Source organism: Rhodospirillaceae bacterium, from assembly GCA_018660465.1.
In the GTDB taxonomy this organism is placed as follows: domain Bacteria; phylum Pseudomonadota; class Alphaproteobacteria; order Rhodospirillales; family JABJKH01; genus JABJKH01.
Genome location: JABJKH010000009.1, coordinates 59,891 through 75,074 on the forward strand (window position 1 = coordinate 59,891; position 15,184 = coordinate 75,074).

Consider the following 15,184-nt stretch of genomic DNA (forward strand, 5'->3'; position numbering starts at 1 on the left):
GCATTAATTAAATCCAAGAAAATTAATTTTTGCAGCTGATATTCGAGCATCGGCACCAGGAAGCTTTTGGGCGCGGCTAAAAGATATTTCAACTCTCCGGTTTGAGGACTGACTCGGCATCACCGGAATCTCGACTAAAAATTTACCCAGCCCGAGTTCTTTCTTAACAATATCCACGCCATCAATTCTAAGGATCATGATCGTTTTGAATGTATCTTGATCTATGTAAGGGATGAGCCCTTCTATCTTAAATTTTTTTGTTGAGGAGGGCTGCCTTAATATAAAAAAGGATTCTTCAGAAATATATCCATCTTCATAAATGCCGGAATATTCCAGTTCAGAATTTTCTAACCCCTGAGGGAAATTGACCAAATTCGACGGGGGCGAAAAGTTTCTATATTTTTCTTCGCTAACCAATGAGATATCTCGTCCAAAGGCGGTTAACAGGCGTGGGTCCCGATTGACCGTGGTCCCGTATAGGCGCATTAAACCTATCGCCCGGGAGGGAAATCTTTCCGGTTTTCGTCCCATATCGATGGCAATGACGGGCACACCGTTAATATATAGAGGGGTGATCGGATCACTAAAAACACGGGCGGAACCGCGACCCTTGAACTTAATTTTTTGTATGCTCTTAGCGTAGAGGGATGGAACAGGTAAACGGCTGTCAAAATGCTTCATTAAGGTGGTGGATATCTCCATCTTTACCCGGAGCGTCTTGGACGGGCTGACGACCATCAATTGTAAATAACGCCCAAGTCCTGACATTGTCCGACCGGGAATCATTGGGTCATTTTCAAGCTGATATAAGCCAATGCGGCGTTGATCGCCCAAATAGTAATAGTTCCCAAGGCTTGAGTGTATAAAAACCAGATGGTTCGTGAGTGCATTTGAGTCCGTTAGCTGAAAAAAGTTCTTCACGTTAGCATCTTGGGTGTGCCGATTAAGTATATTTGAGGATTGTTTGTTAACGACAATCGGCAATTCTTTCAGTTTGTCTTTAAGTCCCTTATGTAGCCAAAAGGTATTTTTTTTACCCCCTACAACGACTTCAATATTTTTGAATACTTGATCATTTATATTATTAGGCGTGGACACGTTCACCTGATCCCAATAGTTGCGTGCAGGAAAAAGTGAACTGATGCCTTTTAGGTAGAGCATTTGATAACGTGCAAGTACCGGGTTTATGGTATCGAGCAAAATTCCATTTTTAATTTTCTCTTTCGCTGGGGAAATTAATTTTACAAATTGTTGATTGGCCTCGACAGATGATGCGTTCGGAAGTCCGACAAATCCACCATATTTAAACCCTTTGCTTTCAGTCATGTAGTAGTACTGTGAATATACGTTAGAAATTATTGGCGGCGCGAAAATTAGTGCCGACAGCAACACTGTATAACGTGCGGTTGGAATTCTAAGCACGAGCATCGTCAATAAGAAAGGTTGGGCAACCATTGCAAGCTTAAACAATCCGTAGCTTGCGTTCCCGTTATACATATTCGCCGCAAGCGCGATCATTATAAATAGTATAATTGCACAAGGTTTTGAGCGAATTTTTGTCGTTAACATACCCCAGATCAGCCAAACGGACAGAGCAATGCCGATAAATATTCCGACCGACATATAGGGCTCAGGAATATTTTTTCCAACTGGGAACAACCCCCATACAGTGGCTAATCCCATGGGGGTCAAATAGAAGGGGAAAAGCGATGTCCCGATATTCGTTTCCCCCAATCCAACGCCAACATTCCGGAACATGAATTCAAGTGCGTCATAAATGTAAAAATTAAGGATAAGGATTGATGTAATGCCGATAATCAAAGCGGGATATAAGATTCGCACCGCATTTGTTCGATCCCGCCAGGAATTAGAAATTAGGTAAATAAGCCACCCAAGACCAAGGAAAGGGAGCATCTCGACATACCAAATGAGGACGGCGGAAATTAGAAATGTCACAGGAATTATCGAAGACATCATGGCTTTAAGAGGTAACTTAGGAGGAGTTCGAAGCAACAAGGCAACGCTGGCAACAAGCAAGGCCAACCCGCCAACCTGAGGCGCGAGTTGGTACATAGTTCCCAACGTGAGCGATGGTGAAATGGCGACCAACCCGGCCGCAAAAAATGGAACCATCCAGTTGCGAGATATCGTCGCCGACATTGCCGCCGTCGAGGAGACGAGACACATATGAAGTGCTACCATCAAAGGCATATAAACTTGGTGTGCGTTGAGCCCTGAAAAATTCCATAGTGACGCCAACATTAATTCACTGCCAGGCCGGATGTTCAGTAAAATATAGAAAATGCCATTGGCAATTGAATAATCCAGACCGTCCGCATAGGTCACATAATCGGGCGTCTCGAAATAGCCATGGTGAAGAAATCGTTGTGCGGCGAGAGCGTAGTTCGCGGCGTCATCATTGCTGAACGCGATCCAATCAAAGCCGTAGAGCGCCATTGGCCATCCGACCAACGTCAACGAAAAAACCATTAAAATGAGAAAGGGGCGTATCCGGCGAATTGGAAAGATAGGACGCTTCCAGATAATTACAAATATGGCACCAAGGCCCAGTAACAATAGCAAAGGTGTCGCGAACTGATTGACTGCTAAGCCATATCTATTAAGCAGAAATATTGGAATTATAATTGTTGAAATTCCAACGATTGGGGAAAGCAATAAGGTCTGAATTGCCCCGGTTCGAGGTGGGAACACTAGAAGAGTCGCGAAACCGACAAGCGACCAGTAGCCAAAAAGCGCCAGAGTGAATAGTATTGCCATTATGGGAGTGTTTTCTACTTATTCTGCAGAGGGCCAATTTCTCAGCCCATTATTTCAATCCGTTACGGAGCTAGCAAAGCTTAAATAATCTATAGGCTTTATGCCAAAGGAGACTCTTGGCCAAATATGGGCGAATTGCGCGCTTAATTTCGTCTTGTGTAACTGTCTGGCCAAGACACCTTTTTCGCAACAGTGACATTTCATTCATTCCTTTACCTTCAATTTCTACCGATGTCTTTTGCTCAGAATGAATACGAAACGCGCCGAGGAATCGTGGGAGACAAACAAACTTTGCCCCAGCTTCGCGAAATCTAAGGATTAAATCCCAATCCATTGCAAAGTGAAAATTCTCATCAAGTTGCCCGCCAATTTTATCAAAAATCCGGCGCCGCCAGAACAACGTTTCCTGTGGAATATAGTCCGCCCAAGAGAGAACCATATTGTTATGCGGAGGTAAAATCCAACGCCCGACTTCCTGGTCATCTTCGTCAATCAGGACGCGGTGGCCGTACACAACATCAACCTCGGGATGGGTTTCGAAATAGGCTGAGACATAGTGTAAGGCCCCAGGCAATAATAGATCGTCGGAGTTTAGGTATGCCATGATTTCACCCGTCGCGTGGGCAAAACCTAGATTGATCGCATGTGTCTGTCCGCGGTCTTTTTCCGAAGTCCAATGGGTCAATCGGGCATCATAGCGACGCAGCACATCAACCGTTTCATCACTAGAGCCCCCATCCTGAATGATGAATTCAAGATGTTTATAATTTTGATCAAGCACACTGTTTATCGTTCGTTCGATAAAAGACCCTTGCGCAAAGGACGGAGTAACGATCGATAATAAAGGGAGATTGGAAGAATCCTCCGCAGGCGCCTGATAATACCAATTGGGAAGAACCATTGGGCGAGGATGGTATTGATTTAGCATACCAAGGCGCGGCTTGATAAAAAGCCTGGATCTTTCCGTTATGAGCTTTAAATAGTGCTTAGTTTGCCGTTTTAAAGAACCAATTAGGCCTGCTCTGGTTTCATCAATCTTCTGCTGTTGAGTTCTGATCAGAGTTTCATAGCCTCGTGTGCGATCGGACATATCTTTAACAAGATTATCGTTTCTCTTATTGAGAGAATCGATATTGCCGCGCAGAATTTTAGTTTCAGCATCTAATTCGGTGATGAGTGTAAGGCGCTGGTCACAAGTCTCTTGTAAAAAAGCTGTTTTTTCAAAGAGAATTTCTTCTGACTTTTTTTTAATTTCTAGCAATTGATTCAAAGCCGCTTGGTAGATGGAGCCCCGTATGAAAATCAGATTTCCCCATTGCTCATTTGCAAATGAAGTTGGGGAAAAATCAACGAATTCGATATCTCTCCGACGTTTTGTAACGATATATTTCTCAAAGCCAATTTTTGACGCCTCGGCAATAAGCTTTTCGGGGGCACCGTCTTTCCAACCGGAATAGATATTATTCGTGAAATACTCACAAATCAGGACTTCCGTATCCAGAGTTCCCATTCCTTTGAGTACATTTAAGTCATTCCCTTCTGTGTCTATTTTTAGGACCCCTACTTTTTCCTCCAATATCCCCTGGTGAACAAGCGAACCAATAGAAAAACAGTCCACCGAGATCTGGTCGGTATGTTTGACCCGATGATCCTTCTCAAGATATTGCAAGGAATGAAAATAATTTAGAGGGTCGTTATTCTCATCGGTGGCAATGTGCAACGTTCCGAGATGATCCGATTTATCTATGGCGTAGGGAAAAAACTTGCTGTCAGTTCCTGACACAATGCTTTCAAGCACGTTCCGGTGGCCCGGATAAGGTTCAAAAATCCATCCGTTGAAGCCGTGCGCCATAAAAAACTTGGATACGCTCCCTTTTTCGGCACCTATATCAATAAAATTCCGATTGGTGAGATGTGGAATTATAGCGGCCAAGATTTTTAATTCAGTATCTTGGCCATAAAAATCCGAACTTACATCGTCAGTTGCAAGTTCATTTTCATGGCTCATGGTTTGACTATTTGTTGATTTAGGTTCGTCGGGTTTAGTTGCCATGATCGATCAGTCTAACAATTTAGTTTTGTAGATCTACAAAAGCAGAGTTGAATTCGGTGCTTGATCGACATTATTAACAGTCCTTGGTGTTAGCGCCAACAAGCGTAACTGAAACGCGTCTGTTGCCCTGTGGGGCTTTTAAAACTGAGCCATTGCACCTCACCGGGGTCAATCGCTCTTTCTAGGGTAACAAGGGTGTTGTCGTCGCCGACATTTTTACCCGTGTTATTGCCGGCAGTCACAGAAACGTCATCGGAATTACGGGTATCAAGATGTATCGAAATTCGTTGTTTCGCCTCATCAGCAAGATTAGGTAACGGAATTTGGGCCTCGCCATCGATTTGACCGTCCCGGCCTATGCCAAATATAAATTTCTGAGTCTTTCGGTGTCTTATGGATCGCATTTGGCTTCCAAGTGAAGCCATTACTGTGTAGGCACCCAGATGATGTAAAGCTATGCCTATCACTGTCTTTAAGGCGGCCCAAGTGCCAGAATAACGACGTGATAGGGCAAAGGCTTCCGAGAGACGTCTCAGTTTTATAGAAGCTGTTTTTGTGCCTTTCTCAAAGACAACAGCGGATAGGGGCTGATCTATAAAATGAAATATTTTACCTGCCCTATATAGACGAACCCATAAATCCCAATCCATCACAAATTCCAAGTCAGGATTGATGCCCCCAATTTCGTTTATCGCACGGCGCCGAACAAAACAGGAAGGCTGTGAAATTGTATTAGACCGTAGGATTAGGTCGGAAATCTCCTCCACGGCCATATGATACCCCGTCAACTGCGCGTGAGAATCGAGTATAATACTGTGTCCGTAAACGATATCGATTTCTGGGCTGGAACAAAATACTTCCGCTACGGTTGCGATGGTCCCTGGCAACAACACGTCATCGGCGTTCAACCAAAAAAGGATATCTCCCTGGATTTGTTTCCATCCTTCCATAATTGCGGACGCTTGCCCTGCATCTGTCGCGTGTTTCCGGAAAGTTAAAAGCGAACTGAATGAGTCGGCTATGTGGTGTACTGACCCGTCATTGCTTGCATCCATCAATGCGACATCCATATCCACATTTTGGATTTGAAGAGAACGAAGCGAGCTTTTGAGACGAGGATCGCTGTTGCCGATTGGGACAACAGCGGCAAAACGAGGAAGGGGAGTCGGTCTCAATGGGGCATCCTCATAAATTGAACCAATTGGTTATATCAAGATGACATAAAGGCAAGCCGCTAATTTTCTCAAAGATAATAGACGATCCTTTTCCTAAACCTGCGATGGATATAGAGAGCAAAGGCCACCCAAATGAGCGACAAATAAATTCCAGCAAGGAAGACTTTTAAGCTCGGCAATGCATTGCCGTGTAGGATAACTTGTGATGGTGTAATTAGAATACTCAACGGGTTGTAACGAATAATATCAACGTAGCCTTCAGGTATAAAGCTCCAGTGATAGACAATAGGAACGAACCAAAATGCCAACGCAAAGAATACTCCCAGTAAATGCGGGATATCGCGAAAATGGACGCTGGCGTAGCCAATGATTACACCTGATGCGGCCGTGAAAATGAACAAGGGCATCAAATAAACTGGCAAAAGCAGCGTAGTCCAGTTTGTCAGGTCTGAAATGGCCGCAAATATAATTGCAACGACGTAAGACATTAGGAAGAACAACCATTCCGCCATCACTGTTGAGAATAAAAACAGCAACGGTGAGATTGTGTAATTTTCCAATACATCACGATGATTAGTAAGCGTTTTGGCTGAAGCGATAACAGAATTTACAACAAACAGCCAAGGCATTAGGCCCGCAGCGAGATAGACTGCAAAATTTTCAATTGGTACCCGAAAGAAAATACGGAAGGCCAAATAGTAGACGGCGATCATGATCATTGGCGACATGAGTGACCAGCCTAAGCCTAGAAGGGATCCGCAGTAGCGACGATAAATCTGTGAATAGGCTAGGTACATAATGCTATGCAAAATCAGCAGCCCCTCGCGTAACCTGCTTGAAAAAGCACTCATTGAATGTCTGCCAGCATGTGATGATATTTATCGAAGACCAAATCGGGTGCTCCATCCATCATAATTTGACCATCACTGACTAATATCACGCGCGAACATACTTCCGTGATATCGGTTTCATTGTGGCTGGTCAAAAATAGTATTGGCGTTTTGGAGAATAGATCGATCATTGCCCTTCGAGCTTTCTCAACGAAAACCATATCTCCGGTCGCTAGGACCTCATCAAGAATTAGGATGTCTGAATTTTGGTGAAAGGATAAAGAGAGGGCTAGTCGCGCTTGAAACCCCGAACTTAAATGTCTTAAAGGAGTTTCTGAGCGGTCCTCCAATTCAGCAAATTTGAGAATTTTTTCCAAAAGTTCTGTCGAATAGGAATCGTGACGCCCCGCATTGATGAGGCCTAAGCGAACATTCGCTCGAACCGACAATTCAGGATCTAGGCCGCCACCAAGAGCAAGAACGGGGGCAATCGAGCCTTGGACTCGTCGCACACCTTGGCTTTGAGGATATATGCCCGCGATCAGGCGCAGCAATGTGGACTTTCCCGAACCGTTGCGCCCAATGATCCCAATGTGATCACCTGATGATGCGCTAAACGTGATATTTTCTAATATGTTTAATTTATTTGGTTCTGAATTGCGCCTGCCAAGAAGAGCATGTTTTAGAGATGTAAAAGGGTTTCGCTCCGGAATTGAAACCGAGCAATTTTCAAGTTGGACAAATGGCAAATCTTGCCGCATCCGAGAACCGTTTTTGCTTTTATTCATTTACATTTTCATTCTTGTAAAAGCATACTCTGTCGGCAACCAATTACCCGGCTTGTAAGTCGCGCATTGTATTGATGCCAAATCTTATTGGACAGCGAATTTTACTCATTTGCCAGTTCAGGGAATATTGATAATTGATCTAATGATCTGCATGCAACCCATTAGAAAAGTGCAATTGTGAGCAAAAAGCATTGAAAAATAATATCGCGTTCATCACAGGTGTAACAGGTCAAGATGGTGCCTATTTGGCTAAGTTCCTACTTGATAAAGGCTATGAAGTTCACGGGGTCAAACGTCGGTCATCTTCATTTAATACGGCACGAATTGACAGTTTCTATACTGACCCGCATGAAGAGGACACGCAATTTCATCTGCACTACGGGGACCTAACGGATTCTACCAATATTATTCGTCTGATCCAGATGGCTAAACCTACTGAGATCTATAATCTCGGCGCACAGAGTCATGTGCAGGTTAGTTTTGAGACACCCGAGTATACGGCAAATTCCGATGCTCTGGGAACCATGCGCCTGCTTGAGGCAATCCGTATTTTGGGGGTCGAGGGTAGAACTCGCTTTTACCAAGCCTCCACGTCGGAGCTTTACGGACAGGCGGAGGAAACCCCTCAGAGAGAGAGTACTCCATTCCATCCACGTAGCCCCTATGCAGCTGCTAAATTGTATGCGTATTGGATTACGGTAAACTATCGCGAGGCCTATGGCCTCCATGCCTCTAACGGGATTCTTTTTAACCACGAAGGGCCAACCCGTGGAGAGACTTTCGTTACGCGTAAGATTACTCGAGCTGTCGCGGCTATTGAGTTAGGCCTTCAGAAGCAACTCTTTCTTGGCAATATCGATGCCCGGCGCGATTGGGGACACGCGCGGGACTATGTCGATGGCATGTGGCGTATGCTGCAACAGGATGAGCCTGATGATTATGTGCTGGCTACGGGCGAGGCGCACTCGGTGCGGGAATTTGTTGAGCTTGCGTTCAGCGTTGTTGGTCGACCCATTGAATGGAGAGAAAATGGTGTAAACGAAGTAGGCGTTGATAAGAAAAGTGGTCAAACTCTAGTTAGAATTGATCCCCGATATTTTCGCCCGACAGAGGTAAATGTGCTGTGCGGTGATCCGTCTAAGGCGCGCAAAAAACTTGGCTGGACCCATACGACTAATTTTCCAGACCTTGTTCAGGAAATGGTAGAGTCAGATTTAATTGCTATCCGTGACGATCAAAGAAATCTCAATGCATAATAATTATGACCTGAAGGGGAAACGCGTTTGGGTCTCGGGTCATCGCGGGTTGGTCGGGTCGGCCACAGTCAGAAGATTAGCTTCAGAAGATTGCGAAATTCTAACAGTAACGCGGGAAGAATTAGACCAGCGTAACCAGGCTGACGTTGAAAGCTGGTTTGTTAAAAATAAGCCCGACGCGGCTATCTTAGCGGCGGCCACAGTTGGCGGTATTCATGCAAATTCTACCCTGCCGGCAAATTTTATTTACGATAATCTCGCCATTGGAACAAATGTCATTCATGCAGCCTATAAGTCGGGCGTCGAGAAGTTACTTTTCCTTGGCTCAGCTTGCATTTACCCGGGCAGAGCGGCACAACCAATGTCGGAAGAGGTTCTTTTGACGGGGCTTCCTGATCCAACCAATCAATGGTACGCCATTGCCAAGATCGCCGGCATAAAAATGTGCCAAGCCTATCGTTTGCAATACGGATGCGACTTTATCTCGGCCCAGCCCAATAACTTGTATGGTCCTGGCGATAATTTTTCCCTGATCTCGAGCCATGTCATTCCCGCTTTAATCGTCAAGGCACATGAAGCGAAAAATGAACACAAATCTCTCAATATCTGGGGATCGGGTAAGCCCAAGAGAGAGTTTCTTTATGTTGATGACTTGGCCGATGCTTTAGTCTTTCTTATGAAGAATTATTCGGACGAGCCACAAATTAACATAGGTACTGGCGAGGAGCTTACTATCCGTGAGCTTGCCGAATTGGTTGCTCGTATTGTTGGTTTCTCAGGTGACCTTGAGTTTGATAGAAGTAAGCCTGATGGACCACCGCGGAAGTTGCTCGATATTTCTCTCATGAAGTCTTTGGGATGGTCTGCACAGACGTGCCTGGAAGATGGGCTTAAAACTACATATGATTCGTACCGAAATTCAACAGCGATAAATCGTTGATATAAATCAATTCAAGTAGGCGATTATGGAGAATGCTCATTCCCCCCAATTTGTGGCTACAAACTCTTGGGTAATGTAGGCGGGGGTGTTTCGGAGGGTGCTCTAACAAGTCTATATTTTCGCACGTCGTGACCTCGGTTTAATAACCGCCAAGGGGACCAGCAAAGAGCTCGAGAGATGCTGGTCCATTTTATATTTTCGGGGGCACGAACGCTCGGGCGCTCTTGCCATATCTCGGATAGTCCTCCTAATCCTGCGCGTATTCCCAGCCACACGGGTTTTATCTGACCGTGCAATGCTGCCCGAGCCAACCACGCCAGTTGCAACAGCACATGTCCCGGTAAAAGAAGCCAAAATAATACCCCTGGCATGTTTTTAGAGAACAGCCAGATTCCGTTCCGAGCGCTATGAAAGCGAACAAAGTCGCTTTTCTCCCCTGTTAGAGCCGAGCCAACATGGTAGACCACTGCGCTTTTGACTTGGACACAATGTTCTCGTTTGTGCCTCAATCGAAATCCTAAATCTACGTCTTCGAGGTAACAGAAAAATCGTTCATCATATCCACCCACGTCTTGAAACGCCGCTGTCTTATAAAGCGCCGCTGCGGCGCAGGGGCTGAAGGTCTCGCCGTCTTCAGGTAGATCACCTAGAGGGTGGCCATAATTGCCTCTCCAGGCCAAACCGAACGCGAAATATGCGTCTCCACTGCCATCGAGTTTACGCGGATCGTTAGCACTGATCTGGGTTGATCCGAACATTGCGGTATCCGGGTATCTCCGCGTTGCATCCATCAATTCTGCTAGCCAGTTCGGCTCCGCAAAAGCATCAGGATTGAGCATTGCCAGCCAGGGCGTTGCTGCATCCTTGGCACCCAAGTTATTGGCAGCGGCAAAGCCGATGTTGTCGTCCAAACGACGGATCGTGAACCGGGGGTCATCGACCATGGCAGCGTCCACGGACCCATCGGTTGAATTGTTATCGACGATGATGGCCTCGAAGTCCGAAAACGTCTGTTTATGCAACGCGTCAATGCAGCGCCCAAGTAGATTCCCCGAATTATAATTAACAACGATAACTCGAACAGTCGGCGCGGGTTCATCAGCGGACATTATTGTGGCGCTTTCTGGTAATTAGGTGTCTGGCTAGATTGGCGGGTGGGATTTAATGGATCAAGAGGTCTTTTCAAAATCAAACAATAACCCGGACAATTTTTCTCCTGTATGGTAAAATGCGGTAGAAACTTTTAGAGGAAATGAGTCCCATGAGATACCAAATAGCATTCCTTGCTGTAGCCGTCCTGGTTGGTTATTCAGCCACGGCATCGGCGCAATTTAGCCAACAGTTGGTTTCCCCACAGATCACCCCCAATACCGTTCAGCCAATGACTCAGGGCGTTTCCGAAGAAGCCAGAAAGCGTCTTGAGGAAAAGAAAAAGGCGGCGGAAGAAAAGGCTAAATCCAAGGCGAGTTCTATGGCCAAGGATAAAATGAAGGGGAAATAGCGCGGCCCTCCAATTATTTTTGAGGTTGCACTTCGTCTGACCTTTTGAGGATCCTGAAAGTATTGCGAGGCATCCACCCCGATACGTCATGCAACTGAAATAAAACCCAGCCCTCCAACTCATCGGCGATGAGGGCTGGATGTTGGCCTTTGCCTCGGGTGCCGACAACACGGCACCGTTTGTTCGAACATTTATAGATGCTGGCTTTATCTGTCATGATTTCCACGGTAACCGCAGGAGCCGGTGGGACTTGGTCAGGCCTAACCTGCGTCGACCGAGTTTGAAACGATTTATTCGTTGGCGTGCTGTTGGCCGGTGGCAATGACAGGGGGAAGTTTCCGATAAGGGGGCTTAAAACCGGTGCCACGGAACCAACTGTCCAGGCTTGCAACACCGGGTTCTTGCATCTCGGCAGATGTGCGACGGCAAGCAAAGCTGTCCAACCCGAAGTTGTAATATTGGGATGCGCAAGTCTAACCACATCAGGTCGCTTGCCTGTGACCAGGGTATTGCCAACGATTTTACTGCATACGGTTAAAAAGACATGGCGCATGCGCATGCCGAGGAAGACATTTCCCGCCCATCCGGACGCTTTTAAAACATCGTTATTTGTAAGCTTGTGCTTATCCAAAAGCCCCGGATTTTTACCGTCTAGGATGACCGAATCTAAATGGCCTGCGGATACATTATTTTGGGACCAATCGTTCAACGGATAAGATTTTTCTACTGGGTAAGAATTAACGGGGGTCGAGGGCGGTATATTGCGGGGTCGGCTGGATGTGGAGGAAGATGGTTTTACGACAGCAGGTTTAGATATATTCGAAGCGGTTTTTTGTCTTTGAAACAGGTTATCGTCAATCGTCAAGCTGGCTTGAGGAGCATTCGTCTCGGATTTGACAAGGGCTAAATAGACGAAACCAGCGGCAGTGATGGCTCCCAAAACGACACCAATTATGGCCCCGCGTGACGCCATCTCTGCGATCCTCTCCAATTATAATCGGCCAAGCCGTGCAATCCTGCCGATCCTGCCTCTCTTCATCAACAACGGCGGTGTTTATTAGTTTATCTGCTTCTTTATCACTGAGGGCAATAATCCTCCGCACCTTTCTTTTAGGCGTTCAATCTGTGGCGAACGGATAAAAATGCAAATAAATATGCAAATATAAACATAAAAATGCCTAAATCTCCTGTAATCCTTCCATAGCTTATCCACGGAGCCTCTCAATCGCGGGATGTGGAATGGAAGGAAGGCATTATGAAAAATAGTACGACACGTCAAAAAAACGAATTAAAGCGCAGGCGTCGAGAAATGTTAAAACTCTCTGCATCACTCTTTGCCGTCGGTGTTATTAGTGGGGGGCTCGGAATTGGTAGTGCTTATTTACTGACCGGCGGCACACAGCTGAAAGACAGTCCTAAACCAAAACGCGTATTAGCGGAGAAATAGGGCCTATAAAGGGCGCCCGAGATAACGACTTTTCAAATGGGTCTTAAAGGTCTCTGCGTCCAGCGGACGACCGGTGGCTTTTTCCAACAGTTCCGGTGTTTCGAATTTAGAGGCATATCCATGAACGTTTTTTCGAAGCCAATTGAGCAAGGGTTGGAAATTTCCTCTGGCAATGCTGGGTAGGATATCGGGCTCAGCCGTGCGCGCCGCATCGAAAATTTGTGCCGCCATCATCGCCCCCAAGGTGTAGGTCGGGAAATATCCCCAAGCACCATCGTACCAGTGAATATCCTGCAGACAGCCTTCGCGGTCAGAAGGTGGCGTAATGCCAAGGATACGTTGCAAGGCTTCATTCCAAGCGGTCGGGATATCGGCCGCTTCCATGTCCCCTTCAATCAGGGCCCGTTCAAGACGATAGCGCAGGATAACGTGGGCTGGATAGGTGACTTCATCTGCGTCAACGCGAATGAACCCGGGTTCGACATGGCTGTACAGCCTACTTAAATTATCGGCGGACCAGGCAGGGCCTTGGCCCTCAAAGGCCTCCGCCATGATCGGCGCTGCGTAAGTCAAAAATTCTTGAGACCGGCAGACCTGCATCTCAAATAACAGGGATTGGCTTTCGTGGAGGCTCATGCCGCGCGCATCGCCAACAGGTTGGCTGCGCCAGTCTTGGGGCAGCCCCATCTCATAGAGGGCATGGCCAGTTTCGTGCAGCACACCCATCAAGCTAGAGGTAAAGTCGGCATCGTCATAGCGGGTGGTGATGCGGATATCATCAGAAAATCCGCCACAGAAGGGATGCAGGCTAACGTCCAAGCGACCGTGGTCAAAGTCAAAGCCAAGCGCCTTCATGAAGCCCGTGCCGAGATCTTTTTGCTTGTCGACGGGGAAAGGACCTTGAGGCCGAATAACATTTGCTTGGCTTGCCTGGTGTTCCAAAGCTTGGCCCAAAAATTCCGGCAGAAATGTTTCGAGATCATCAAATACCTGATCGAAATGTTCTGACCGGGTGCCCGGATCATAATCATTCAGTAGGGCATCATAGAGCCCCAACCCCAGAACCTCGGCTTTGGCTTCAGCTTCTTCGCGCACCAGCGACAACAGGTTTTCCAAATGCGGTAAGACGGCCTTGAAATCTGCATCGGCGCGGGCTTGTCGCCAGACTGTTTCGCAAGTGTTACAGGCCTTGGTACGAGCCAGCACGAAGTCTTCGGACAGGGCCATGGAACTGGCGCGGCGGCGGCTGATTTCGCGGACATTGGCCCGCTGCCAGTCTGACAAGTCAGGGGTATCGGCGGCTTGATTCAGCAGATCGCCAGTTTCCGTTGCGCAAAGCATATTGTGCCTGAGGGCGTTGAGCTCGGCCAGTTGATCGCTGCGGGCATCTGCTCCACCCGGCGGCATCATGGTCGCCCAATCCCATTCGAGAATAGACGTCGCGTCTCCAAGAGTCTTTAGACGCCGGAAGCGGTCTTCAAGTTTTTGATAGGAAGAATTCTGATCTAGAGCCAAGGCTGTGCGGCTTTATCAATCATCAGAGCGACGAAGATCAGGAACAGATAGAAGATCGTGAAAAAGAACATCGGCCGTGCCTTGGATGCGGGATCATCGTTGCGGTCATCCATGCGCCAAACGCGGATGGAATGGCGCATCAGGCCAATGCCGAGAAGGATTGCCGCCGTACCATAAATCGCCCCGGCCATGCCTGTGAAGACAGGGGCCAAGGTCAAGGGGACCAATAAGATGCTATAGATCAGAATTTGCTTCTTAGTTTCCCGTGCGCCGGAAACAACCGGCAACATCGGCACCCCGGCTTTTTCATAATCACCACTGCGATACAGTGCCAAGGCCCAGAAGTGAGGCGGCGTCCACATGAAGATGATCGCGAACAGCAAAACCGAATCCAACGAAATATCACCGGTCACCGCCGTCCACCCTATCATCGGCGGAAACGCACCAGAGGCACCGCCAATGACAATGTTCTGCGGCGTGCGACGTTTCAGCCAGACGGTGTATATAAAGACGTAATAGGCGATGGTTACCGCCAGAAGGGCTGCGGCCAGGGCATTAACAGTTCCCGCCATCGCGACAACAGACCCAATCGACAGAGCCAGTCCGACCCACAGCGCATGGACAGGCTGCATCCGGCCTGCTGGTATGGGGCGGTTCTTGGTGCGGCTCATATGGAGGTCAATATCGCGGTCGTACCACATATTAATAGAACCAGAAGCACCCGCACCAACCGCGATCCAAAGCACCGCATAAAACGCGGTCATAAAGTCGATGCTACCAGGGGCCAGATACACTCCAGCGAGCCCGGTAAACACGACCAGCGACATCACCCGGGGTTTTAGCAACAGCGCGTAGTCTTTCAGACGCGGACCTGCCGCAACTGCAACGACCTCAGGTGATT

13 protein-coding genes are annotated in these 15,184 nt (G+C 47.2%); 4 read left to right on the forward strand and 9 right to left on the reverse strand.

Translation table 11 applies throughout. The features are described from left to right. Nucleotides 1–3 precede the first annotated feature (3 nt). The 5 genes from HOM51_02300 to HOM51_02320 all read right to left on the reverse strand — a co-directional run bounded on the left by HOM51_02300 (nucleotide 4) and on the right by HOM51_02320 (nucleotide 7,624). Nucleotides 4–2,778 carry a hypothetical protein gene (locus HOM51_02300; protein MBT5033329.1) on the reverse strand — a complete coding sequence of 925 codons (2,775 nt, stop codon included), beginning with the start codon at nucleotides 2,776–2,778 and terminating at the stop codon, nucleotides 4–6. A gap of 70 nt (nucleotides 2,779–2,848) precedes the next feature. After that, the gene (locus tag HOM51_02305; protein ID MBT5033330.1) at nucleotides 2,849–4,831 is read right to left on the reverse strand and encodes an FkbM family methyltransferase; all 1,983 of its coding nucleotides are present in this window, start codon (nucleotides 4,829–4,831) and stop codon (nucleotides 2,849–2,851) included. Nucleotides 4,832–4,920: 89 nt separating this feature from the next. Then, a complete protein-coding gene (locus HOM51_02310; GenBank protein ID MBT5033331.1) occupies nucleotides 4,921–6,006 on the reverse strand; it encodes a glycosyltransferase in 1,086 nt (361 codons plus the stop codon). 68 nt (nucleotides 6,007–6,074) lie between these two features. Continuing rightward, nucleotides 6,075–6,857, reverse strand: coding sequence for an ABC transporter permease (locus tag HOM51_02315; protein ID MBT5033332.1), 783 nt, complete (start codon nucleotides 6,855–6,857; stop codon nucleotides 6,075–6,077). Continuing rightward, nucleotides 6,854–7,624 carry an ABC transporter ATP-binding protein gene (locus HOM51_02320; protein ID MBT5033333.1) on the reverse strand — a complete coding sequence of 257 codons (771 nt, stop codon included), beginning with the start codon at nucleotides 7,622–7,624 and terminating at the stop codon, nucleotides 6,854–6,856. The genes HOM51_02315 and HOM51_02320 overlap by 4 nt, the downstream gene beginning before the upstream one ends. Before the next feature lie 191 nt (nucleotides 7,625–7,815). Here HOM51_02320 and gmd point away from each other — a divergent pair, with 191 nt between their 5' ends. Together gmd and HOM51_02330 are read left to right on the forward strand one after the other, a co-directional pair. Continuing rightward, nucleotides 7,816–8,880 (forward strand): GDP-mannose 4,6-dehydratase, encoded by a 1,065-nt coding sequence (gene gmd / locus HOM51_02325; protein MBT5033334.1) that lies wholly within the window; start codon nucleotides 7,816–7,818, stop codon nucleotides 8,878–8,880. Nucleotides 8,881–8,890: 10 nt separating this feature from the next. Next, nucleotides 8,891–9,820 (forward strand): GDP-L-fucose synthase, encoded by a 930-nt coding sequence (locus HOM51_02330; protein ID MBT5033335.1) that lies wholly within the window; start codon nucleotides 8,891–8,893, stop codon nucleotides 9,818–9,820. Between the two features lie 56 nt (nucleotides 9,821–9,876). On the opposite strand, the gene HOM51_02335 is transcribed toward HOM51_02330, so the two are convergent. Beyond that, nucleotides 9,877–10,929, reverse strand: coding sequence for a glycosyltransferase family 2 protein (locus HOM51_02335; GenBank protein MBT5033336.1), 1,053 nt, complete (start codon nucleotides 10,927–10,929; stop codon nucleotides 9,877–9,879). Nucleotides 10,930–11,081: 152 nt separating this feature from the next. On the opposite strand from HOM51_02335, the gene HOM51_02340 reads away from it, so the two are divergent. Beyond that, nucleotides 11,082–11,321, forward strand: a complete 240-nt coding sequence (locus tag HOM51_02340; protein MBT5033337.1) for a hypothetical protein — start codon at nucleotides 11,082–11,084, stop codon at nucleotides 11,319–11,321. A gap of 13 nt (nucleotides 11,322–11,334) precedes the next feature. Here the strand turns inward: HOM51_02340 and HOM51_02345 are convergent, their stop codons facing one another. Beyond that, nucleotides 11,335–12,294 (reverse strand): hypothetical protein, encoded by a 960-nt coding sequence (locus tag HOM51_02345; GenBank protein ID MBT5033338.1) that lies wholly within the window; start codon nucleotides 12,292–12,294, stop codon nucleotides 11,335–11,337. A 282-nt stretch (nucleotides 12,295–12,576) separates the two neighbouring features. Between HOM51_02345 and HOM51_02350 the strand changes: the two genes are divergently transcribed. Next, a complete protein-coding gene (locus HOM51_02350) occupies nucleotides 12,577–12,768 on the forward strand; it encodes a hypothetical protein (protein MBT5033339.1) in 192 nt (63 codons plus the stop codon). Between the two features lie 3 nt (nucleotides 12,769–12,771). Here the strand turns inward: HOM51_02350 and HOM51_02355 are convergent, their stop codons facing one another. Beyond that, nucleotides 12,772–14,283, reverse strand: coding sequence for a carboxypeptidase M32 (locus tag HOM51_02355; protein ID MBT5033340.1), 1,512 nt, complete (start codon nucleotides 14,281–14,283; stop codon nucleotides 12,772–12,774). Next, nucleotides 14,274–15,146 carry a protoheme IX farnesyltransferase gene (locus HOM51_02360; protein ID MBT5033341.1) on the reverse strand — a complete coding sequence of 291 codons (873 nt, stop codon included), beginning with the start codon at nucleotides 15,144–15,146 and terminating at the stop codon, nucleotides 14,274–14,276. Before HOM51_02360 ends, HOM51_02355 begins: the two co-directional genes overlap by 10 nt. Nucleotides 15,147–15,184 lie beyond the last annotated feature (38 nt).